The 23,140-nt window shown below is 56.8% G+C and carries 23 protein-coding genes; 16 read left to right on the top strand and 7 right to left on the bottom strand.

Annotation, left to right across the window (positions count from 1 at the left end; genetic code table 11):
* Positions 1-17 precede the first annotated feature (17 nt).
* The 3 genes from rpmG to radC form a co-directional block, all read right to left on the bottom strand.
* On the bottom strand, positions 18-185 hold the full coding sequence (gene rpmG / locus ACNY69_RS19920; protein ID WP_001051798.1) for a 50S ribosomal protein L33: 168 nt from the start codon (positions 183-185) through the stop codon (positions 18-20).
* A gap of 11 nt (positions 186-196) precedes the next feature.
* Positions 197-433, bottom strand: a complete 237-nt coding sequence (rpmB, locus tag ACNY69_RS19915; protein WP_111141478.1) for a 50S ribosomal protein L28 — start codon at positions 431-433, stop codon at positions 197-199.
* A 240-nt stretch (positions 434-673) separates the two neighbouring features.
* Complete coding sequence (gene radC / locus ACNY69_RS19910) at positions 674-1,330, bottom strand: RadC family protein (protein ID WP_111141477.1); 657 nt, start codon at positions 1,328-1,330, stop codon at positions 674-676.
* 180 nt (positions 1,331-1,510) lie between these two features.
* On the opposite strand from radC, the gene coaBC reads away from it, so the two are divergent.
* The 3 genes from coaBC to slmA all read left to right on the top strand — a co-directional run bounded on the left by coaBC (position 1,511) and on the right by slmA (position 3,883).
* Positions 1,511-2,731, top strand: a complete 1,221-nt coding sequence (coaBC, locus tag ACNY69_RS19905; protein WP_418799762.1) for a bifunctional phosphopantothenoylcysteine decarboxylase/phosphopantothenate--cysteine ligase CoaBC — start codon at positions 1,511-1,513, stop codon at positions 2,729-2,731.
* Positions 2,709-3,167: a dUTP diphosphatase gene (gene dut / locus ACNY69_RS19900; protein ID WP_146240874.1), complete on the top strand. Its 459-nt coding sequence runs from the start codon at positions 2,709-2,711 to the stop codon at positions 3,165-3,167. The genes coaBC and dut overlap by 23 nt, the downstream gene beginning before the upstream one ends.
* 119 nt (positions 3,168-3,286) lie before the next feature.
* Positions 3,287-3,883 (top strand): nucleoid occlusion factor SlmA, encoded by a 597-nt coding sequence (gene slmA, locus ACNY69_RS19895; RefSeq protein WP_313655808.1) that lies wholly within the window; start codon positions 3,287-3,289, stop codon positions 3,881-3,883.
* Positions 3,884-3,916: 33 nt separating this feature from the next.
* On the opposite strand, the gene pyrE is transcribed toward slmA, so the two are convergent.
* On the bottom strand, positions 3,917-4,558 hold the full coding sequence (gene pyrE / locus ACNY69_RS19890) for an orotate phosphoribosyltransferase (RefSeq protein WP_111141473.1): 642 nt from the start codon (positions 4,556-4,558) through the stop codon (positions 3,917-3,919).
* A gap of 49 nt (positions 4,559-4,607) precedes the next feature.
* Positions 4,608-5,324, bottom strand: a complete 717-nt coding sequence (gene rph, locus ACNY69_RS19885) for a ribonuclease PH (protein ID WP_111141472.1) — start codon at positions 5,322-5,324, stop codon at positions 4,608-4,610.
* Positions 5,325-5,474: 150 nt separating this feature from the next.
* On the opposite strand from rph, the gene ACNY69_RS19880 reads away from it, so the two are divergent.
* Entirely contained in the window at positions 5,475-6,659 is a 1,185-nt protein-coding gene (locus tag ACNY69_RS19880) for a NupC/NupG family nucleoside CNT transporter (RefSeq protein WP_111141471.1), read from the top strand.
* 37 nt (positions 6,660-6,696) lie between these two features.
* Here ACNY69_RS19880 and ACNY69_RS19875 read toward each other — a convergent pair whose 3' ends face one another.
* Entirely contained in the window at positions 6,697-7,125 is a 429-nt protein-coding gene (locus ACNY69_RS19875; RefSeq protein ID WP_418799757.1) for a DUF3574 domain-containing protein, read from the bottom strand.
* Between the two features lie 155 nt (positions 7,126-7,280).
* Between ACNY69_RS19875 and ACNY69_RS19870 the strand changes: the two genes are divergently transcribed.
* The 6 genes from ACNY69_RS19870 (at position 7,281) to ACNY69_RS19845 (ending at position 13,802) form a co-directional block, all read left to right on the top strand.
* Positions 7,281-8,144 (top strand): YicC/YloC family endoribonuclease, encoded by an 864-nt coding sequence (locus ACNY69_RS19870; RefSeq protein WP_111141469.1) that lies wholly within the window; start codon positions 7,281-7,283, stop codon positions 8,142-8,144.
* Between the two features lie 423 nt (positions 8,145-8,567).
* Positions 8,568-9,491, top strand: a complete 924-nt coding sequence (gene lpxP / locus ACNY69_RS19865) for a kdo(2)-lipid IV(A) palmitoleoyltransferase (protein WP_111141256.1) — start codon at positions 8,568-8,570, stop codon at positions 9,489-9,491.
* 190 nt (positions 9,492-9,681) lie between these two features.
* Positions 9,682-10,824 (top strand): alanine racemase, encoded by a 1,143-nt coding sequence (locus ACNY69_RS19860; protein WP_418799753.1) that lies wholly within the window; start codon positions 9,682-9,684, stop codon positions 10,822-10,824.
* 137 nt (positions 10,825-10,961) lie between these two features.
* Complete coding sequence (locus ACNY69_RS19855; RefSeq protein WP_111141258.1) at positions 10,962-11,357, top strand: polyketide cyclase; 396 nt, start codon at positions 10,962-10,964, stop codon at positions 11,355-11,357.
* A gap of 773 nt (positions 11,358-12,130) precedes the next feature.
* Complete coding sequence (locus ACNY69_RS19850) at positions 12,131-12,775, top strand: oligosaccharide flippase family protein (protein WP_418799828.1); 645 nt, start codon at positions 12,131-12,133, stop codon at positions 12,773-12,775.
* Positions 12,776-13,184: 409 nt separating this feature from the next.
* Positions 13,185-13,802 (top strand): trimeric intracellular cation channel family protein, encoded by a 618-nt coding sequence (locus ACNY69_RS19845; RefSeq protein ID WP_111141260.1) that lies wholly within the window; start codon positions 13,185-13,187, stop codon positions 13,800-13,802.
* Here the strand turns inward: ACNY69_RS19845 and ligB are convergent.
* Positions 13,740-15,491, bottom strand: a complete 1,752-nt coding sequence (ligB, locus tag ACNY69_RS19840; protein ID WP_293770562.1) for an NAD-dependent DNA ligase LigB — start codon at positions 15,489-15,491, stop codon at positions 13,740-13,742. The genes ACNY69_RS19845 and ligB overlap by 63 nt on opposite strands.
* Positions 15,492-15,730: 239 nt before the next feature.
* Here ligB and gmk point away from each other — a divergent pair, with 239 nt between their 5' ends.
* The 6 genes from gmk to ACNY69_RS19810 all read left to right on the top strand — a co-directional run bounded on the left by gmk (position 15,731) and on the right by ACNY69_RS19810 (position 23,064).
* Complete coding sequence (gene gmk, locus ACNY69_RS19835; RefSeq protein WP_111141262.1) at positions 15,731-16,354, top strand: guanylate kinase; 624 nt, start codon at positions 15,731-15,733, stop codon at positions 16,352-16,354.
* Positions 16,355-16,408: 54 nt separating this feature from the next.
* On the top strand, positions 16,409-16,684 hold the full coding sequence (rpoZ, locus tag ACNY69_RS19830) for a DNA-directed RNA polymerase subunit omega (protein WP_003851346.1): 276 nt from the start codon (positions 16,409-16,411) through the stop codon (positions 16,682-16,684).
* Between the two features lie 20 nt (positions 16,685-16,704).
* Positions 16,705-18,810, top strand: a complete 2,106-nt coding sequence (gene spoT / locus ACNY69_RS19825) for a bifunctional GTP diphosphokinase/guanosine-3',5'-bis pyrophosphate 3'-pyrophosphohydrolase (protein ID WP_111141263.1) — start codon at positions 16,705-16,707, stop codon at positions 18,808-18,810.
* 3 nt (positions 18,811-18,813) lie between these two features.
* Entirely contained in the window at positions 18,814-19,512 is a 699-nt protein-coding gene (gene trmH, locus ACNY69_RS19820) for a tRNA (guanosine(18)-2'-O)-methyltransferase TrmH (protein WP_293770563.1), read from the top strand.
* Complete coding sequence (recG, locus tag ACNY69_RS19815; protein ID WP_418799749.1) at positions 19,509-21,587, top strand: ATP-dependent DNA helicase RecG; 2,079 nt, start codon at positions 19,509-19,511, stop codon at positions 21,585-21,587. Before trmH ends, recG begins: the two co-directional genes overlap by 4 nt.
* Before the next feature lie 103 nt (positions 21,588-21,690).
* A complete protein-coding gene (locus ACNY69_RS19810) occupies positions 21,691-23,064 on the top strand; it encodes a nucleobase:cation symporter-2 family protein (RefSeq protein ID WP_293770567.1) in 1,374 nt (457 codons plus the stop codon).
* The last annotated feature ends 76 nt before the right edge of the window (positions 23,065-23,140 follow it).

Raw genomic sequence — 23,140 nt, 5'->3', positions numbered from 1 at the left:
TTAGCAGAACACTAAAATTACTTAATTTTAGCTTCTTTGTAGATCACATGCTGACGTACAACCGGATCGAACTTTTTCAGTTCCAGCTTCTCTGGTTTAGTACGCTTGTTCTTCGTGGTGGTATAGAAGTGACCTGTACCAGCAGAGGAAACCAGCTTGATCTTCTCACGAATACCTTTAGCCATGATTCAGTTCCTTAGTACTTCTCACCACGGGCACGCATGTCGGCTAATACCGTATCAATGCCCTTTTTATCAATAATACGCATACCTTTAACAGATACACGCAGACTAACGAAGCGCTTCTCGCTCTCAACCCAAAAACGGTGTGAGTGCAGGTTCGGAAGGAAACGGCGTTTCGTCGCGTTCATTGCGTGGGAACGGTTGTTACCGGTCACCGGACGCTTTCCAGTTACCTGGCAGACTCGTGACATGTCTATTCTCCAAAAATCAAATCAGCTCGAGCTTTAAAAATTAGGTTTTGGCCGCCTCGTCAGGCTTGCAGCCCGCCAGGCGAGTTCCATGGAACCCGCTAAGCTGGCCTAACCGCCAAACCCGAGATTCTCAAAGGTGGCGTAGTATACGCCGCTCAGCCCAAGTGCTCAAGTCCCGAACAGATAAAGATCCCGAATGATCGGGCAAAAAGCCGCCACCTGGCGCGAAAATTCCCGCTATCAGAGCCATCCGCGCTCGGCGAAAGAGACATATTCGCCATGACCTATCACCAGATGATCCAGCAGACGGATATCAAGGAGCTGACAGGCTTCGCTGATTTTATGGGTCACCTCACGGTCTGCCCGGCTCGGTTCGGCTACGCCCGACGGATGATTATGCGCCAGGATCAGGGCGGCGGCATTAAGCTTCAGGGCTTCGCGGACGATCTCGCGCGGGTGAACTTCGACGCTGTTGATGGAGCCCGAGAACATATTCTGTGCCCGCAGCACCCGGTGCTGATTATCCAGGAACAGCGTCATAAAGATCTCGCGTTCCTGATCGGCTAACAAACTTTGCAGGTACTGCCGCGTAATCTGCGGATTTTCCATCACGCTTTCACGGGCAAGTTTGCTGGCGAAGAAGCGCTTCGCCAGTTCGGCGATCGCATGCAGCTGCGCCAGTTTGGCATCGCCGACACCTTTAATGCCGCTGAAGGCCGTTTTGCCTGACGTCATAAGCTGATAAAGCGAGCCAAAATCCTGCAACATCTGGTCAGCCAGCGCAATGACGTTCTGCCCTGGCGATCCGGTACGGAGAAAAATAGCCAGGAGTTCGGTATCGCTGAGCGAATGCGCGCCCAGCTTCTGAAGTTTTTCCCGTGGTCCGCTTATTTTCATATCTGCTCTCCCTGAGATACGCATCAGCATGACTCATCCGAATGCGAACCGCTATGCGTGGCGATACGATCTACGAGGCGGCTCGCAAACGCAGCCTGTGGAAAGGCGTATCCACGCTTTTGTGATAAAGTCCGTGCATTCGCCGCCACGAGCGGCTGAGAGCTTAGTGAGGCCAACATCATGATGGGATTAGCCGGCAAAAAAATTCTTCTTGGCGTCAGCGGCGGGATCGCTGCTTACAAAGCACCTGAACTGGTGCGCCGTCTGCGCGACCGCGGCGCGGATGTTCGCGTGATGATGACAGAGGGCGCGAAAGCCTTTATTACGCCGCTCAGCCTGCAGGCCGTGTCCGGCTATCCGGTCTTTGACGATCTGCTTGATCCTGCTGCGGAAGCGGCGATGGGTCATATCGAACTGGCCAAATGGGCCGACCTGATTGTGCTGGCACCAGCCACTGCCGATCTGATTGCCCGGGTCACTGCCGGTATGGCAAACGACCTGGTGACGACTGCCGTCCTGGCGACGGCCTCCCCCGTCGCGGTGGTGCCTGCGATGAATCAGCAGATGTATCGTGCGGCGGTTACACAGCAGAATCTGCAGAGTCTTGCGGTGCGCGGCGTGCTGATCTGGGGACCGGACAGCGGCAGCCAGGCCTGCGGCGACGTCGGGCCGGGCCGGATGCTTGATCCGCTGGCGATTGTTGACCATGCGGTGCAGTGGGCCGCACCCGTCAACGATCTGCAACATCTCAACATTATGATCACCGCCGGTCCGACCCGCGAGGCGCTGGATCCGGTGCGCTACATCAGCAATCACAGCTCAGGCAAAATGGGCTTTGCGATAGCCGCCGCCGCCGCCAGACGCGGCGCGCAGGTGACGCTGGTCAGCGGCCCGGTTACCCTGCCTGCGCCAGCGGGCGTGCGCCGCATTGATGTCACCAGCGCGCTGGAGATGCAGGCCGCCGTGATGGGCGAGATAGACAAACAACATATTTTCATTGCAAGCGCAGCCGTGGCAGACTACCGGGCGGTCGATATTGCGACCGATAAAATCAAGAAACAGGGCGGCGATGATACCGTCACGCTGAACCTGATAAAGAATCCCGATATTGTTGCCGGCGTCGCCGCCCTTCAGGAAAAGCGGCCATTCGTTGTCGGATTTGCGGCTGAAACACAGAATGTGGAAGAATACGCCCGGCAAAAACGGGTGCGCAAGAATCTGGATCTGATCTGCGCTAACGACGTCGCTAAAACCGGACAGGGGTTTAATAGCGATACCAATGCTCTTCACCTTTTTTGGCAGGATGGAGAAAAACGCTTACCGCTCAGCGATAAGTCGCTCCTTGGCCAACAATTAATAGACGAGATTGTCAGCCGTTATGATGAAAAAAATAGACGTTAAAATCCTGGATCCGCGTGTCGGCAAAGAGTTTCCCCTGCCGACCTACGCCACCTCAGGTTCTGCCGGGTTAGATTTACGCGCATGCATTGATGAGGTTCTCACTATCGCGCCAGGCACCACGACGCTGGTGCCGACCGGCCTGGCGATTCATATCGCCGATCCTGAACTGGCTGCGGTGATCCTGCCGCGCTCAGGTCTGGGCCACAAACATGGGATTGTGCTAGGCAATCTGGTGGGCCTGATCGACTCCGATTATCAGGGACAGCTGATGGTCTCGGTCTGGAATCGCGGTCAGGAGAGCTTCTCGCTGCAGCCTGGCGACCGCATGGCACAACTGGTCTTCGTGCCCGTGGTGCAGGCGGAATTTAACCTGGTAGACGATTTCGACGCCAGCCTGCGCGGTGAAGGCGGCTTCGGCCACTCAGGTCGCCAGTAACCCGCAATACCGACTTTCACTTACGCCCGTTATTTTTCCTCATCGCCATGGGACGCGTTCCTGTGGCAGATGCGTAGGTGTTGCCTGTTTTTAGGTAAATTTCAGGGGTTTTTAAGGTCATGGCAGAAAAAAAAGTCGCGAAACGGAATCGTCGCGAAGAGATTTTGCAGGCACTGGCGCAGATGCTGGAGTCCGGTGATGGCAGTCAGCGCATTACCACCGCTAAACTGGCGGCTACGGTAGGCGTATCCGAAGCGGCGCTCTATCGTCACTTCCCCAGCAAGACCCGGATGTTCGATAGCCTGATTGAGTTTATTGAAGACAGTCTGATTACCCGCATCAATCTGATCCTCAAGGATGAAAAAGAGACCATGACGCGCCTGCGTCTGATCGTCCAGTTGATACTGGGATTTGGTGAGCGTAATCCAGGACTGACCCGCATTCTGACCGGCCATGCGCTGATGTTTGAGCAGGACCGCCTGCAGGGCCGCATCAATCAGCTGTTTGAGCGCATTGAAGTGCAGCTTCGGCAGGTCATGCGTGAACGGAAGATGCGTGAAGGTGAAGCTTTTCAGGCTGATGAGGCGCTGCTGGCCAGTCAGCTGCTGGCTTTCTGTGAAGGTTTACTGTCGCGCTATGTCCGTTCTGAGTTTCGCTTCAGCCCTACCGCAGACTTTGAGGCACGCTGGCCGCTGATCGCCGTTCAGCTGGCCTGAGAGTAAAAAAGGCGGGCATCGCGCCCGCCTCGATTAAATCCCGTACGCCTTCTGATAAGCCCGCACCTGCGCCAGGTGATCGGCCATCTCCGGCTTCTCTTCCAGCCAGGTAATCAGATCGGCCAGCGTGATAATCGCGGTCACTTTGCAGCCGTAATCGCGTTCCACTTCCTGAATCGCCGACATCTCTCCGCGTCCGCGCTCCTGTCGATCCAGCGACACCAGCACACCGGCCAGCGTGGCGTTGTGCGCGCCGATAATGTCCATCGACTCACGGATCGCCGTACCGGCGGTGATGACGTCATCCACCAGCATCACTTTGCCCTGCAGTGGACTGCCCACCAGCAGACCACCTTCGCCGTGATCTTTGGCTTCTTTGCGGTTGAAGCAGTAAGGCACGTCGCGGTCATGATGATCCGCCAGCGCCACCGCCGTGGTGGTCGCAATCGGAATGCCTTTGTAAGCCGGACCGAACAGCAGATCGAAATCGACCGCGCCATCGACCAGCGCCTGCGCGTAGAAGCGTCCCAGCAGCGCTAAATCCCGCCCGCTGTTAAACAGACCGGCATTAAAGAAATAGGGGCTTTTACGCCCGGACTTCAAAGTGAACTCACCGAACTTCAGCACCTGCTTGTTCAGGGCGAATTCAATAAACTGACGCTGCCAGGCTTTCATTTCTCACTCCTCAAATAAAGAAAAGGCGACTCTGTGGTCGCCTGTTACATCAATTTTCCAGCGCCGCTTTCTGCGCCTGAATCAACTCTTCAATGCCGCCGCGCGCCAGTGCCAGCAGCGTCAGCAGTTCGTCGTGGCTGAAGGGTTCACCTTCTGCGGTGCCCTGCACCTCGATCATGCGGCCATCTTCCATCATCACGACGTTCATGTCGGTTTCAGCAGCAGAATCTTCAACGTATTCCAGATCGCACAGAGCTTCGCCCCTGACGATGCCCACGGAAATGGCCGCAACCATCCCCTTCATCGGGTTCGCTTTCAGCTTGCCGCTGGCAACCAGCTTATTCAGCGCATCGGCCAGCGCCACACAGGCACCGGTGATGGAGGCGGTGCGGGTGCCGCCATCGGCCTGGATCACGTCGCAGTCGAGCGTAATGGTGAACTCACCCAGCGCCTTCAGATCGACGGCGGCGCGCAGTGAACGGGCGATCAGACGCTGGATCTCCAGCGTGCGGCCACCCTGCTTACCTTTTGCCGCTTCACGCGCCATACGGCTGTGGGTCGAGCGCGGCAGCATGCCATATTCGGCCGTGACCCAACCCTGGCCCTGGCCTTTCAGGAAACGCGGAACCCCTTCGTCTACGGAGGCAGTGCAAAGCACTTTCGTTTCGCCGAACTCCACCAGAACGGAACCCTCTGCGTGTTTGGTGTAATTGCGGGTCAATGTGACTGGACGCACCTGTTGTGCGCTACGGCCTGCTGGACGCATGGGTAATCTCCGGCTTGCTAATGATTGGCTGCGCATTATACGGACTTCCTTGCCCGCTGTCTCTTGCGCCGGTCCGGAGCAGCCATCAGATGAAATTCCCCGCCAGCTGTGGCTAAATGCGCGTTCCTTTCTCTCTGATAAAAAACACATATGGCCGCCATTCTTCATTTTCTGCTGGCGCTGGTGGTGATTTTCGCCCTTGCGCTGCTGGTCAGTCATGACCGTAAACAGATTCGCCTGCGCTTTATTATTCAACTGATTGTGGTGGAAGCAGTCCTGGGCTGGTTCTTCCTCCACTCCGCCGGGGGTCTGGCGCTGGTCGGCTCATTCGCCGGTTTCTTTGAAACGCTGCTGGGCTTTGCCGCACAGGGCACTGAGTTTGTGTTTGGCGGCATGAGCAAACAGGGGCTGGCCTTTATTTTCCTCGGCGTGCTCTGCCCGATTGTCTTTATTTCGGCGCTGATCGGTATCCTGCAGCACTGGCGTATCCTGCCACTGCTGATCCGTCTTTTCGGGACCCTGCTGTCGAAAATTAACGGCATGGGCAGGCTGGAGTCGTTTAACGCCGTCAGTACGCTGATTCTGGGTCAGTCAGAGAACTTCATCGCCTACAAAGGGATTCTGGGTGACATTCCGCCACGCCGCCTCTACACCATGGCGGCCACCGCGATGTCGACCGTGTCGCTGTCGATTGTCGGTGCGTATATGTCGATGATTGAACCGAAATATGTGGTTGCGGCGCTGCTGCTTAACATGTTCAGCACCTTTATTATCCTGTCGATCATCAACCCGATGACCCGCCAGGATGAGCAGCCTATCGCGCTGGAAAAACTGCATGAAGATCAGAGTTTCTTTGAGATGCTGGGTGAGTACATCTTGGCCGGTTTCAAAGTGGCGATGATCATTCTGGCTATGCTGATTGGTTTTATTGCCCTGATCGCAGCCGTTAACGCGCTGTTCGCCGCCCTGTTCGGCTACAGTTTCCAGCAGCTGCTCGGCTACCTGTTCTATCCACTGGCCTGGCTGGTTGGGATCCCTAAAGCCGATGCCCTGCAGGCGGCCAGCATTATGGCGACCAAGCTGGTGGCCAATGAGTTTGTGGCGATGATTGAGCTGCAGAAAGTGGCGGCAGGCATGAGCGCGCGCGGGCTGGGCATCCTGTCGGTCTTCCTGGTCTCCTTTGCTAACTTTGCCTCCATCGGCATCGTTGCGGGCGCCATCAAAGGCCTGAATGAGAAACAGGGTAATGTGGTGTCCCGTTTTGGCTGGAAGCTGGTGTATGGTTCTACGCTGGTCAGCCTGCTCTCTGCCGCTTTTGCCGGGCTGTTTATCTGACCTTTCAACGGGCGGCGACGCTGCCGCCCTTTTCCCCTCAGAAACTGACACACACGGGCGCATCGACCCGCATCACCGACTCCTGACCAAACCGTTTCTTATAGAGGCTGCGTATTGCCTCGATAGCCTGGCTGGTGGCAGGATCGATCCCGTGGATAAGCATTAACGCTTTGCTGTTTTCGCGTGCCAGCTGGCCGTTTTCGCCCAGCCACTGCCCTCTGGCGTCATAGACCGACAGCCCCGATCTGAAGCGCGGCGTGACCTCGTTATCGACAAAGTTCATCCAGTCGAGCGAACTTACCCTGCCACCATCCGGTTTACTCAGTCCAAACCACAGCGTGGTCTGCATCATCATGTCGCCTCCCGCACAGATAGGTTGCGGTTTCGTAGGTGGCGAGTGGTGGCGCGCCTGGCAGCCCGCCAGCAGCAGGGCCATCACAACAGGAAGGGCAATAACGCGAGACATAGATCAGTTATCCTCACAAGGGGTCAGCGGTCATCATAAGTGGCTGCCGCGGAAAGCGGAAATGGTTCGTTATTTTCCTGTGAGGCGCTTATGCCTGTTATGCCGTGGCTCGCCTCGCTATACTTCACCCATCTTTCCGCAAATGAGTACCGCTTATGATCCGCAGTATGACCGCTTATGCCCGCAGCGAAGCCAAAGGCGAATGGGGCAGCGCCGCCTGGGAGCTGCGCTCTGTTAACCAGCGTTATCTGGAAACCTATATCCGTCTGCCGGAACAGTTTCGCGGGCTGGAACCGGTTATCCGTGAGCGCATACGTCAGCGCCTGACGCGCGGTAAAATTGAGTGCAATCTGCGTTATGACGCCGATCCCAGTGCGCAGGGCGAACTGATGCTGAACGAGACTCTGGCTAAACAGCTGGTGCAGGCGGCCAACTGGGTGAAAATGCAGAGCGACGAAGGCGCCATCAATCCGCTGGATATTCTGCGCTGGCCGGGTGTGATGTCCGCGCAGGAGCAGGATCTGGACGCCATCAATACGCAGCTGCTGCAGGCGCTGGATAACGCGCTGAATGATTTCATTGCGGCGCGCGAAAGCGAAGGCAGCGCACTGAAAGCGATGATCGAGCAGCGTCTGGAAGGCGTGTCGCAGGAAGTCAGCAAAGTGCGTGCGCAGATGCCTGACGTGATCAAATGGCAGCGTGAGCGCCTGGTCACCAGACTGGAAGAGGCGGACGTTCAGCTGGAAAACAATCGCCTTGAGCAGGAACTGGTGATGATGGCGCAGCGTGTTGACGTCGCCGAAGAGCTGGATCGTCTGGACGCGCATGTGAAAGAGACCTACAACATCCTGAAGAAGAAAGAGGCCGTTGGCCGTCGTCTCGACTTCATGATGCAGGAGTTCAATCGCGAGTCGAACACCCTGGCCTCGAAATCGATCAACGCCGATATCACTGCCTCAGCGATCGAACTGAAAGTGCTGATTGAGCAGATGCGCGAGCAGATTCAGAATATCGAGTAACTCCCTGCCTCACGTCCTGAACGAAGCGTCAGCAATGACGCTTCGTTCATCGCTCCCGCATCGGCTTTTAACATTCATTCGCAAATCGCAGCCCGCCCACGCCTGACGGGCCGCATTTTTACGTAAAGATAGATAAATAATCATTTCCGGACTCTTCCTGGCGTCTCATCTGACACGCTTTATCTTCCGGATAATCCTGCTTCAATCTGCTGAAATTTATCTGCTTTTTCTGGTCTGCATCCTTGTGATGCCTTCTGGCGACATCGCTCCATGAAACTGGTCAATCCTGTAGATTCCAGAGTTTCCCTTTCTTTGAAGGCACTTTTTGATAAAGTGCCGGTCGAAATCAGTACAGCTGTACCGCCTGGAGACTATGGAAGTGCTCTTTATGCGTTACGTCCATTTCTCTCATGAAGGTAGTTAATGAAAAACACCGGAAAATTTAGCAGTTCGCTGCTGCATCCGCGTTACTGGTTTACCTGGTTTGGCCTGAGCGTGCTCTGGCTTCTGGTCCAGCTTCCCTATCCTGTTCTTATGCGTCTCGGTGCCGGGGCGGGTAAGATCTCCCGTCATTTTATGCAGCGCCGCGAACGTATCACCCGTCGCAACATTGAACTCTGTTTTCCCGGTATCAGCGAAGAGAAAACGGAAGCGATGATTGCCGGTAACTTTGCGTCGTTAGGCATGGCGCTGGCTGAAACCGGTATCGCCTGGTTCTGGTCTGACCGTGCGGTCAGGCGTCTGTTTAACGTTACCGGCATGGACAATCTCTATGCGGCGCAGAACGAAAAACGCGGCGTGATGCTGATTGGTGTGCATTTTATGTCGCTGGAGCTGGGCGGGCGCATCAGCGGCCTCTGCCAGCCCATGATGGCAATGTATCGTCCGCACAACAATCAGGCAATGGAGTACGTGCAGACCAAGGGCCGGATGCGGTCGAACAAAGCGATGATCGACCGTCGCGACCTGCGCGGCATGGTCAATGCGCTGAAGCAGGGCGAGTCGGTCTGGTTTGCGCCGGACCAGGATTACGGCCCGAAAGGCAGCACCTTTGCGCCGCTGTTTGCAGTGGAGAAAGCCGCTACCACCAACGGAACATTTGTCCTGTCGCGCCTGGCGAAGCCTGCGATGGTGCCGATTATGCTGATCCGCAATCCGGACAATCATGGCTACCACCTGATCATCGAAGCGATGCTGGAAAATTACCCTCATACTGATGAGGTCGCAGCGGCAGCTTATATGAATAAGGTGATTGAAAATCAGATCCTGCGCGCGCCCGAACAGTATCTCTGGCTGCATCGCCGTTTCAAAACCCGGCCACCGGGTGAACAATCGCTCTACGTCTGAGTGAACGCATAAAGCAGGCCCCGCGCCTGCTTTTTTGTTTTTGTCCGCCGCCCTTTCCTCCGGCCACCCTTTTTTTCTGTTGGTATCGCCACTCGTGAACGCTTCGCTTCTCTGCCCGTTACCCGGCTGGCATCAGCACGCAAATTAGGGAATGATGGTGTCTCTTACCTCGTCATTGCCGGACAATCTTATGGATATCAATGATGCACAGCAGTGGCAGCGCCCGCTGATTGATGATCGCCTTACACCCTATATTGAAGTAGACACCGCGCGGCTGGATCAGAACCTGCAGCAGATGCAGCGCAAAGCGAATGAGGCCGGTGTGGCGTTGCGGCCGCATATCAAAACGCATAAAAGCGTCTGGATTGCGCAGCGCCAGCTTGCACTGGGTGCCCGTGGCGTTACGGTTTCTAAGCCCAGCGAAGGCGTGACGTTTATTCTGGGTGGCGTGCGCGATCTGCTGCTGGCCTACCCGATTGTGCAGCCGCAGAGCGTGGCCGATTTGCTGCGCCAGGCAGTGCTGCATCAGGTCAGGCTCACCCTGATCGCGGACAGCGTTCAAGGTGTAGCGGCGATTGCTGAGGCCCGCCAGCAGCAACCGGCGTGCGAACTGGCGGTCGCGATTAAGGTGGATGTCGGATTGCATCGGATTGGTGTCAACCCGGACACCGATGAGGCGATAGTGATTGCTCAGGCGCTGAAGGATCACGGGTTACGCTTTGCCGGACTCCTTTCCCATGCCGGTCACGCTTATGGTGCCGGTCATGCCGCGGCGATTGCGGATATCGCCCGTCAGGAGGCCCACCTGATGCAGCGGCTTCAGGCAAAACTGCAGGCGGCAGGATTTACCGATTGCCCCCTCTCCGTGGGCTCAACACCCACCGCGCTGGCGGCAGAGATTGCGCCCTGCCTGGATGAAATCCGGCCCGGCAACTATGCACTCCTGGATCTCACCGCCTGCCGACTCGGTTTAAGCCGTGTCGACCAGCTGGCTATGAGCGTCATCACCCGCGTCGTAGCGGTGAACGACCACTTCGCGATTGTGGATGCGGGATCGAAGATGCTGAGTTCCGACAAAGGCCCACACGGCACCAATGCCAGCGGTTTTGGTATTGCCGTGGATGAAGCCGGCCACACGTATGAGGTGACGAAGCTCTCGGAGGAGCACGGTTTCCTGCTTTATCAGGATCGCCGCCCGGACGTCGGTTCGCTGCTGCGCATCTTTCCCAATCACAGTTGTGCCGTGATGGCGCAGTCGGACGGCTTTGTTCTGCGTCATTCAGACGGTCAGAGCGAAGCGCAGCCGGTTTCTGCGCGCGGCAATTTCATCTGAATCAGCGGCAGACAGCCTTATTCTGCTGTCTGCCGTTTGTACAGAACTCTGCTGACCCCACAGTTCTGCTGTTACAACGTTTTAACAAACCTGCCGCCATGCTTTAATGCCTTTTTCGCTTATCCTCCGGAGGTTATATGCTCTCCTCGCGTACGCTGAGTCTGACAATCCCCCGTCACTGGTTAGATCTGTATGAAACCATCTGGAAGCCGGATTTTTTTCCAAAGTGGGCGTCAGGGCTGACGCAGAGTGCTCTGGAGCCGGAGGGAAATCGCTGGCGTGCTAAGGGCCCGCTCGGCAGTGTGAAGCTGCGGTTCTCGCCCCACAATCCATTTGGTGTAATGGATCACTGGATTGATGGCGGTTCAGGAAAGGAGATCTACGTGCCGATGCGCGTAATCGCTAACGAACAGGGTGCTGAGGTGCTGGTGACGATTTATCGCCAGCCATTTACGTCCGATGAGAAATTTAAGCAGGATATTGAATGGGTTAGCAAGGATCTCGAAAAACTCAATCAACTGCTGACCCAATAAATCAATCACTTAGAACGGAGTTTTTCCTGTATTTATCACTGGTCGTTTATGAAAAAAACAGAAAAATTTCTGCAGATAAAGCATTACGCCCTCATCTGATTGTTGCTCCCTGTTAAGCATTGACCACCACTGCGGCTTAAGCATTGTTACCAGGGAAATTCCTGGTAATCTCTTCCGCCAGCAGGGTGATCCCCCGTGATTACAGGCCTCTTTACCTGTCGCGCCCGCTTTTCGCCTGTTGCGCATTCATTAATCATTAATCGTTGTTTATTTCCGCAGTGCTGAGGATTTAATATTTATCATGCATAAAGTGAAACCATTTATTTCTGCGGTAGCGTAATCAGACTTTTCTTATGGTGTTAAATTAAATAAAACAATGTATAAATCATTCCACACACAGCAATACCCATAATGATAAAGCACGAAAACGTCATGGACCGCTCAGCTTCTCTTTTGTTATCTGAATAAAAGGATGCTGAGAATGCCGCAGGGATGCGGGCAGGAGAATATAAAACGACAAAAGGATTTATTCGTGATCTGGCGGCATGCTCATCAGTAAAGGAGAATGCCGCCATGACACGACACAGACGCTTAACCGGGGAACCTTTTTATCCGGGTACTATTTTCAAACCGATAATAACACGGCAGGTCTGAAATAATTTTCAGAACGCAGGCCGGAAAATTGCACTAAAGAACGGTGTCACAGCAAATTCTGCTTGCCGTAACACAACTATTTAATTCTCACAGAGTCGCTGGGCTCTATCGAGTATATGATGGCAATACGTGAAAGCAGTCTTAATAGCGCAAAATGGTCTCTGCTCTCTTCAATCAAAATTATTGGCATCGGCGTCCTGCAACTCTCCTTGCTGGCGCAGATTCTGCAGGCGAATGAACTGAATCTGCTGGCAGTTGCCGTCATCGCCCTGCTGGCTGTGGATGCGCTGGCCGATCGCGGCTTCTGTAACAAGCTCATCCGCCGCTGTATGCTCTCGATCAACGACCTCTCTATAATCTACTGGGGTAATATGTTGATGGGGGTTGCGGTTTTTGGACTCTTATTTACCGGCAGTCATCTGCTGACCTCGCTATTTCATCAGCCTGAACTGGCCTTAATGCTGCAGATGGTCTCCGTGGTGTTTATTATCATTCCCCAGGGCCAGCATTATCGTGCGATATTACAGCGTGAGAAACAATATACGCGTATCGCGTTTGCCGAAACCTCTTCGGTATTAGCCGGGCTTGCGGTGACCTTATTTACCGTCTGGCTGACACCCTCCGTATTATGTGCGATCTGGGGTTACCTGGCGATGGCCTCTATTCGTATGCTGATTTACTGCTACTATGGTCGTTCCTGGTTCCAGCCGGAATATCATTTCAGCCTGAACGCATTTTTAAAAATTCGTGCACGAAACAAATAATAAAATAAGTCTGTATGGTGGGCTCTGAGCGTCGGAAACGATGCGTTGGCGTGCTGTTAACCAGCACGCCTTTTCTTTTTTATCGGCTGCATCATCTCTCTTTTCGATTCTGACTCTTCTCCGCTGTCCCGCTTTCTCTCTTTTGTCCGAATGAGTGCCTGCCTGAAGGCGAACCTGTTGTCGCTGTGTCCTGCTTCCAGCCCCGTCACTGAAACGTCAGGCATGCGTCTGCCCGGCATCACCGTTCTCTCCTGTCCCTGCCGCAGATGTTCTGCAAAACTCTTTCTATGCTGACGCCGGGGCGGGCTGGTATAAACTGCGCTCATCCCGGACGCCGGACGCCAGAAAGTCCCCGTCGCCGTCTCTCGGGCAATGCCGTCGCGTTGCCGCCGTTTTACCGGAGTCTGCTATGTTACTGACCGTTCTCTACATTATTGGTATTACCGCCGAGGCCATGACCGGCGCGCTGGCCGCAGGTCGCCGCAAAATGGATCTGTTCGGCGTCATTATCATTGCGTCAGTCACCGCTATTGGTGGCGGTTCGGTGCGCGATATCCTGCTGGGCCACTATCCGCTGGGCTGGGTGAAGCATCCCGAATACATCATGATTGTGGCGGCTGCCGCCGTTGTGACTACCTTTCTGGCACCGCTGATGACACATCTGCGTAAAGTCTTTCTGGTGCTGGATGCGCTGGGTCTGGTGGTCTTTTCCATCATCGGCGCGCAGGTTGCGCTGGATTCCGGCCACGCCATGATTATTGCCGCCATAAGCGCAGTGATCACCGGCGTCTTTGGTGGCGTACTGCGGGATATGTTCTGCAACCGTATTCCGCTGGTGTTTCAGAAGGAAATCTACGCGGGTATCGCTTTTGCCTCAGGCTGGATCTACATCCTGCTGCTGAAAACCTCGCTGGCGCATGAAGCGGTGATCATCATTACCCTGCTGTTCGGCTTTTTCGCCCGTTTACTGGCGCTGCGCTTCCGTCTGGGTCTGCCGATTTTCAACTATCCCCATCCCGAGCACTGAGCTGGCGGGAATGTCCTGCTGCTGCAGGAATGTTATCAGCGTCTGCAGCCGGGCATCATGAAACTGCTCCACCAGGCGATTTGCCAGCGCCGCGCCGACACCCGGTAATGTCTGCCAGGCCATCACATCCCGCGCTATCAGGCTCTCCCACTGCTGGTCAGGCAGGGCATTCAGGGCCTTGCGCGGCAGTGAAACGCCTGACGCCTCCACCCAGCGACGAAACGGCTGCTGCCGGGTGAGATTAAAACGGTGCCAGAGCTGTCCGGCACGTTCCGGCGACAATCCGGTTGCTGCGGCAATCTGCTGCGGGGTTAATACCAGCCAGCCGAACAGGTGAGTCATGCTGCCGCTTTCCAGCAGGCGCAGCCAGGTCCCGCGCTCAACGCCCGGAATATTCAGTACGCCTTTCTGGCTGAGCCAGCGTAGTTTCGCCAGCAGCTGCTTCTGACAGGTCGCACTGAAGGTAAAACAGCTCAGCGGGCTGTAACGTGATGCCTCAGGAGGGTGAGGAGGGTGTCGCTCTGCTACACGCCAGATTACCCGTTCCAGCCGGGGAATGCCCTGACCCGCCAGGCTCAGCGTGATCACATCCCCCGCGACGATATCGCTCTCCTGCCAGCGCCGCAGCGATCCGATGTTTACCCGCCTGACCGTCCGGTCATCCAGCTGTACCGGCTGCAGATTCAGCACCGCCGCGATTTTTCCGGTCCGGCCCACCGGAAAATCGACGGAGAGCACTTCCGTGCTGACTTCGGGCGGCTGATACTTCCAGGCAACGGCCCAGCTTCCCTCGCCCGGCAGCCAGCGTTGCCCCGCAGGGCGCTGGCTCTGATGGACCACGACACCATCAGTGACAAAGGGGAGCGCAGCATGAAACCAGCGTTCCCGCCAGGCGGCAACCTCCTCTTCATCCTTCACGCGGTGACTCCATCGGGCCGCCAGGCCAAATCCCCAGCGGCTGAGCTGCTGAAGGCGTTCTGCCATCGTCTCCGGGCCATCCGGCCAGGCCCAGATAAAAATGCCGAGCGACTTCAGCAGGGGAACACGCTGTTTACTCATCATGGCTCCGGCCACCTGTGAGCGCGCATTCTTACCGCCATCGACCGCCTGCCGATGATCGGTCATCAGCAGGAAGAGCTCACCCTGAAGGACCACATTCTCAAGATCGGTGTCGATTTGCAGCGGAATAGCTGGGATGGCGGCGGCTTTAGAGAGCCACTCTTCACCGCGCAACCCATCGCCACGACTCAGCAGCGATACCAGCCTGCCGTGACGATAGACCAGTGATACTGCGATGCCGTCGATCTTCGGCTGCACCCAGAGGTCGTGCCGGTCCTGCATCCAGTAAGCCAGTGCCAGTTGGTCGCGCACCTTTTTAACACCCGTATGCGCCACCGGATGCAGGTGCTCGCCCTGGTCCGGCAACTGCGGCGCATAAGCGGGCTGCTGCGGACTAAAGCAGTGCTGCCAGTGATTGAGTCGCTGCTGCAGCGCATCATAATCCGCGTCCACAACCGGACTCTGGCCCTGCCGATAGTAGGCATCATCCCAGTGTTGCAGTTGCTGCTGCAGTCGGCGCATCTCTTCTGTCGCCCGTATGGGGGTCCAGACCGGACACAGGGCGCTCTGCACAGGCCCTGTGACGATCCACAAAAGCGTTGCCAGCAGCACTCCGCTAACTCTTTTCATGCTCGCTCTCCTGAGGTTTTGGGGTATTCCACACCCCGGCCTCATTACCTGCCAGCGACCATATTCGGTTTCGCGAAGGCTACCGACGCAAACCGGTAAGATTTTCAGCGTGGCGACAGCGGATTGCGCGAAGATGCGCAAAAGTTGGCTGTTACCGCTGCGCAAACGCTGCGTGGCAGCGGGAAGCTGTGTATACTGGGCAGGAAATCGACTCCGCTTTTAATCAATTCAAGAAAACCATGGCTCAAGGCACGCTCTATATTGTTTCTGCACCCAGCGGCGCAGGTAAATCCAGCCTGATTCAGGCACTGTTAAAGACCCAGCCGTTGTATGACACGCAGGTCTCTGTTTCGCACACGACGCGCGGTATGCGTCCGGGTGAAGTCCATGGCGAACATTACTTTTTTGTTGAGAAACATGAATTTGAGCAGATGATCGCGGAAGATGCCTTCCTCGAACATGCCCGGGTTTTCGACAACTATTATGGAACCTCGCGCCATGCGATTGAGCAGGTGCTGGCAACCGGCGTTGACGTATTTCTGGATATCGACTGGCAGGGCGCGCAGCAGATTCGCGCCAGAATGCCGGGCGCACGCAGCATCTTCGTTCTGCCGCCTTCTAAAGAAGAGCTCGACCGCCGTCTGCGCGGTCGTGGCCAGGACAGCGAAGAGGTGATCACGCGTCGTATGGCTCAGGCCGTAGCGGAAATGAGTCACTACGCCGAATATGACTATTTAATTGTGAATGATGATTTCGATCTGGCGCTGTCCGATCTGAAAACCATTATTCGCGCAGAACGTCTGCGTATGGCGCGCCAGAAGGCGCGTCACGATGCTTTAATCAGCAAACTGTTGGCAGTCTGAATACAGTTTCAGTATGATGCGCAGTCATTTCTTCATCTGTGGAGTAGCACACCTATGGCACGCGTAACCGTTCAGGACGCAGTAGAAAAAGTTGGTAATCGTTTTGACCTGGTGTTGGTCGCTGCACGTCGTGCACGTCAGATGCAGGTAGGCGGCAAAGATCCGCTGGTTCCGGAAGAGAACGATAAGCCGACCGTTATCGCCCTGCGCGAAATCGAAGAAGGTCTGGTCACCAATCAGATTTTAGATGTGCGTGATCGTCAGGAACAGCAAGAGCAGGAAGCCGCTGAGTTACAGGCCGTTACCGCTATCGCTGAAGGTCGTCGTTAACAGCCACCTGCAGGTCGCCCTTGTATCTGTTTGAAAGTCTCAATCAGCTGATTGAAAAATACTTGCCAGAGGAGCAGATCAAGCGCCTCCAGCAAGCCTATCTTGTCGCACGTGATGCCCACGAGGGACAGACACGCTCCAGCGGTGAGCCCTATATCACCCATCCGGTTGCCGTAGCCTGTATTCTGGCGGAAATGAAGCTCGACCATGAAACCCTCATGGCCGCGCTGCTGCATGACGTGATCGAAGACACGCCTGCCACTTATCAGGACATGGAACAGCTGTTCGGTAAAAGCGTGGCGGAGCTGGTCGAAGGCGTTTCCAAGCTGGATAAGCTGAAATTCCGCGACAAGAAAGAGGCGCAGGCAGAGAACTTCCGCAAGATGATTATGGCGATGGTGCAGGATATCCGCGTCATTCTCATCAAGCTGGCTGACCGCACCCACAACATGCGCACCCTGGGTTCGTTACGCCCGGACAAACGTCGCCGCATCGCGCTGGAAACGTTAGAGATTTACAGTCCGCTGGCGCATCGCCTGGGTATTCACCATCTTAAAACGGAGCTGGAAGAGCTCGGTTTCGAAGCCCTTTATCCTAACCGGTATCGGGTGATTAAAGAGGTGGTGAAAGCCGCACGCGGTAATCGTAAAGAAATGATCCAGAAGATTCTTTCTGAGATCGATGGCCGCCTGCAGGAAGCGGGCATCCCCTGCCGCGTCAGCGGTCGTGAGAAGCATCTTTACTCGATCTACCGCAAAATGACGCTGAAAGAGCAGCGTTTTCACTCGATCATGGATATCTATGCCTTTCGCGTTATCGTGAAAGACCTGGATACCTGCTATCGCGTTCTGGGCCAGATGCACAGCCTCTACAAGCCGCGTCCGGGCCGCGTTAAAGATTACATCGCCATCCCCAAAGCCAACGGCTATCAATCGCTCCATACCTCCATGATCGGCCCGCACGGCGTGCCGGTGGAAGTGCAGATCCGCACCGAGGATATGGATCAGATGGCGGAAATGGGGGTCGCCGCGCACTGGGCATACAAACAGGCGGGCGAAAGTGGCACCACCGCACAGATTCGCGCTCAGCGCTGGCTGCAGAGCCTGCTGGAGCTGCAGCAGAGTGCGGGCAGTTCGTTTGAATTTATCGAAAGCGTAAAGTCCGATCTCTTCCCGGATGAGATCTACGTCTTTACGCCTGAAGGCCGCATCGTGGAGCTGCCCACCGGCGCCACGCCGGTGGACTTCGCCTATGCGGTGCACACCGATATCGGCCATGCCTGTGTCGGCGCTCGCGTTGACCGTCAGCCCTATCCGCTGTCGCAACCCCTGACCAGCGGTCAGACGATTGAGATTATCACCGCGCCAGGCGCCCGTCCTAACGCCGCCTGGCTTAACTTCGTCGTCAGCTCGAAAGCCCGCGCCAAGATCCGCCAGTTGCTGAAAAACCTCAAACGCGAAGACTCCGTGAATCTGGGTCGTCGCCTGCTCAGCCACGCGCTGGGCGGCAGCCGCAAACTGGCGGAGATCCCGGCTGAAAATATCCGGCAGGAGCTGGATCGCATGAAGCTGACCTCGCTTGACGACCTGCTGGCGGAAATCGGTCTGGGCAATGCGATGAGCGTGGTGGTGGCGAAGAATCTGTTGCAGGCTGACAGCAAGGCGATCAGCAGCAGCAAGCGCGGTAAGCTGCCGATTAAAGGTGCAGATGGCGTACTGATTACCTTTGCCAAATGCTGCCGACCCATTCCCGGTGACCCGATTGTCGCCCATGTCAGCCCCGGTAAAGGGCTGGTGGTGCACCATGAGTCGTGCCGGAACATTCGCGGCTACCAGAAAGAGCCCGAAAAATTCATGCCGGTCGAGTGGGATAAGGTCACCGAGCAGGAGTTCGTGGCGGAAATCAAGGTCGACATGTTTAACCATCAGGGCGCGCTGGCTAACCTGACGGCCGCCATTAATACGGCCGGTTCCAATATTCAGAGCCTGAATACCGAAGAGCGTGATGGCCGCGTTTACAGCGCCTTTATCCGCCTGACCGCACGCGACCGCGTCCATCTGGCGAATATCATGCGCAAAATCCGCGTGATGCCGGATGTGATCAAAGTCCACCGTAACCGTAATTAGTGCATGAACGATCAACGTTTTGCCCGGATACAGACGATGCTGGCCCTGCGCCAGCACGATCTCACGGTCTGTATGGAGAAGGTGCATAAGCCGCATAACGTTTCCGCTGTGATCCGCACCGCCGATGCCGTCGGCATCCATGAGGTGCATGCGGTCTGGCCCAGCGAGCGGATGCGCACCCAGGCTTCTGCATCCGCTGGCAGCAACAGCTGGGTCAAGGTCGTTACCCACCCCACTATCGGCGATGCCGTTAATCAGCTCCGTCAGCAGAAGATGCAGGTGTTAGCTACCCATCTCTCCGCTGATGCCGTAGATTTCCGCGAGATCGACTATACCCTGCCGACCTGCATCCTGATGGGTCAGGAAAAAACCGGTATCACCGAAGAAGCCCTGGCGCTGGCCGATCGGCAAATCGTGATTCCGATGGTGGGCATGGTGCAGTCGCTGAATGTCTCCGTCGCCTGCGCGCTTATCCTCTATGAAGCTCAGCGGCAGCGGCAGAATGCAGGACTCTACCTGCGCGACCACAGCCTGCTGGATGACGAAGAGCAGCAGCGCCTGCTGTTTGAAGGCGGCTTCCCGGTGCTGGCAAGAGTCGCAAAACAGAAAGGCTTACCCTATCCGCGCATCAATGCGCAGGGGGAAATCGACGCCGATCCCAGCTGGTGGGCGACCATGCAGTCAACCGGTAAACAAAGATGAAAGGCCGTCTGCTGGATGCCATCCCGCTCAGTACCCTGACTGGCGTCGGTGCCAGCCAGGCGGCAAAGCTGGCCAGGATTGGCCTGCACACCATTCAGGACCTTCTGCTTCACCTCCCGCTGCGTTACGAAGATCGTACCCAACTCTATGCGATTGACGATCTGCTGCCCGGCATCTGGGCCACCGTAGAGGGCGAGGTGCTGCACACCGACATCACCTTTGGCCGCCGCCGGATGATGGTCTGTCAGATCAGCGATGGCAGCGGCGTTCTGACGATGCGCTTCTTCAATTTCAACGCGGGCATGAAGAATAATCTCTCGCCAGGCCGTCGCATCACCGCCTATGGCGAAATTAAACGCGGCCAGCGTGGCGCGGAGATTATCCACCCCGAATACCGCATTCAGGGCGAACAGAGCAATGTGACGCTGGAAGAGACCCTGACGCCGGTCTATCCCACCACCGAAGGGATTCGTCAGGCCACGCTGCGTAATCTCACCGATCAGGCGCTGACGCTGCTGGAGAGCTGCCCGATTGCCGAACTGCTGCCGCAGGAGCTGAGCAGCGGGCTGATCAGCCTGCCTGATGCGCTCCGCACGCTGCATCGTCCACCGCCCGATCTCAGGCTCAGTGAGCTGGAGAGTGGCCGTCATCCGGCACAGCGCCGGTTGATTCTGGAAGAGCTGCTGGCGCACAACCTCAGTATGCTGGCGGTGCGCGCCGGTGCGCAGCGTTACTATGCGCTGCCGATGCCACCACGGCACACTCTCAGCGACCAGCTGCTGGCCGCGCTGCCCTTTTCACCCACCCGCGCCCAGGCGCGCGTGGTGACGGAGATAGAACAGGATCTGGCCAACGATTTTCCGATGATGCGGCTGGTGCAGGGCGATGTCGGCTCCGGTAAGACTCTGGTCGCCGCACTCGCGGCGCTGAATGTGATCGCGCACGGCAGGCAGGTCGCGCTGATGGCGCCGACCGAGCTGCTGGCTGAACAGCACGCCAGCAACTTCCGTCAGTGGTTTGCGCCGCTGGGTATTGAAGTCGGCTGGCTGGCCGGTAAACAGAAAGGCAAAGCCCGTCAGGCGCAGCAGGAGGCGATAGCCAGCGGTCAGGTGGCGATGGTAGTCGGCACCCATGCGCTGTTCCAGGAGCAGGTCCGGTTCAGCGGGCTGGCGCTGGTTATTATTGATGAGCAGCACCGGTTTGGCGTCCACCAGCGACTGGCGCTGTGGGAAAAGGGCGAAGAGCAGGGTTTTCATCCGCATCAGCTGATCATGACCGCCACGCCGATCCCGCGCACCCTGGCGATGACCGCCTATGCCGACCTGGATACCTCCACCATCGACGAGCTGCCGCCGGGACGTACGCCGGTGACCACGGTGGCTATCCCGGACTCCCGGCGTGATGAGATCGTGGCGCGGGTTGAGCACGCCTGTCGCGAAGGACGCCAGGCCTATTGGGTCTGCACCCTGATCGAAGAGTCAGACCTGCTGGAAGCCCAGGCGGCGGAGGCGAGCTGGGAATCGCTGAAAACCGCGCTGCCCGGCCTGAACATCGGGCTGGTGCATGGCCGGATGAAACCGGCAGAGAAACAGGCCGTCATGCAGGCGTTCAAAGCCAATGAGCTACAGCTTCTGGTCGCGACCACCGTTATTGAGGTAGGCGTGGATGTGCCCAATGCCAGCCTGATGATCATCGAAAACCCGGAGCGGTTGGGGCTGGCACAGCTGCATCAGCTGCGCGGACGCGTAGGCCGCGGTGCCGTGGCTTCTCACTGCGTGCTGCTCTACAAAGCGCCCCTGAGCAAGACGGCGCAGAAGCGTCTGCAGGTGCTGCGCGACAGCAATGACGGCTTTGTCATTGCCCAGTTCGATCTGGAGATCCGCGGCCCCGGTGAGCTGCTGGGCACGCGCCAGACCGGAAACGCCGAATTTAAAGTCGCTGACCTGCTGCGCGATCAGGCGATGGTGCCGGAAGTGCAGCGCGTGGCGCGCCATATCCATCAACACTATCCCGAACAGGCCAGCGCCCTGATTGAACGCTGGCTGCCAGAGAACACCCGCTACACCAACGTCTGAATAAAATCCCGCTAATAGAGCCCTGTTATCCTCACGGGCAAACGATTGCTTTTAGCCTGCGGATGATTACAATCGCCACACACTTTTTCGGGAAGAACAGAAGATGTCCATCACTCCACAATCAGACCAGCCCTCCGCCAGGCACAGCGAACTGATTTACCGTCTTGAAGATCGTCCACCACTGCCGCAGACGCTGTTTGCCGCCGGTCAGCACCTGCTGGCGATGTTTGTGGCGGTCATTACGCCTGCGATTCTGATTTGTCAGGCGCTGGGCCTGCCTGCAGAGGATACCCGCCACGTAATCAGTATGTCGCTGTTTGCCTCGGGCGTGGCCTCACTGCTGCAAATCAAAACCTGGGGACCGGTGGGATCGGGCCTGCTGTCGATTCAGGGCACCAGCTTTAACTTCGTCACGCCGCTAATCATGGGCGGGATGGCGCTGAAAAATGGCGGGGCTGACGTTCCCGCCATGATGGCCGCCCTGTTTGGCACGCTGATGGTCGCCTCCTGTACCGAAATGGTGTTGTCGCGCGTCCTGCATCTGGCGCGCCGGATTATTACACCGCTGGTTTCCGGTATCGTGGTGATGATTATCGGCCTGTCGCTGATTCAGGTAGGACTGACCTCGATTGGCGGTGGCTTCAGTGCCATCAGCGACCACACCTTCGGCGCGCCAAAGAATCTGATGCTGGCGGGAGCCGTGCTGCTGGTGATTGTGCTGCTTAACCGGCAGAAAAATCCCTACCTGCGCGTGGCCTCGCTGGTGATTGCGATGGCGGTGGGTTATCTGCTGGCCTGGGCGATGGGCATGCTGCCTGCTGCGGGCTTACCGGCCGATCAGCCGCTGATTGTGGTGCCTGCCCCGCTCTACTATGGTCTGGGCTTTGACTGGAATCTGCTTATCCCGCTGATGCTGGTGTTTATGGTGACCTCCCTGGAGACCATCGGCGATATCACCGCGACGTCCGATGTCTCCGAGCAGCCGGTCAGCGGCCCGCTCTATATGAAACGCCTGAAAGGGGGCGTGCTGGCGAATGGCCTTAACTCTTTTGTTTCCGCGCTGTTCAATACCTTCCCGAACTCCTGCTTCGGCCAGAACAACGGGGTGATTCAGCTGACCGGTGTGGCCAGCCGCTACGTCGGCTTTGTGGTGGCGCTGATGCTGATTGTACTGGGGCTGTTCCCGGCGGTCAGCGGTCTGGTGCAGCTGATCCCTGAACCGGTGCTCGGCGGTGCCACCATCGTGATGTTCGGCACCATTGCCGCGTCGGGCGTCCGCATCGTGTCACGCGAGCCGCTTAACCGTCGCGCCATCATGATTATCGCCCTGTCGCTGGCGGTGGGCCTGGGCGTTTCGCAGCAGCCGCTGATCCTGCAGTTTGCGCCGGACTGGCTGAAAACCCTGCTCTCTTCCGGTATTGCGGCGGGCGGTATCACCGCGATCGTCCTCAACCTGATTTTCCCGCAGGAGAAGTAAGGCCACGGGCAGGCTCCGGCCTGCCTGCTAATTATTCGGATTTACATCCAGGCTGTTGAGCTGTAACGGGAATTCA

It is taken from the genome of Pantoea graminicola, assembly GCF_048452665.1.
Classification (GTDB): Bacteria; Pseudomonadota; Gammaproteobacteria; order Enterobacterales; family Enterobacteriaceae; genus Pantoea.
Note: the sequence above shows the minus strand (reverse complement) of the source record. Positions and strands in the feature narration are given on the sequence as shown.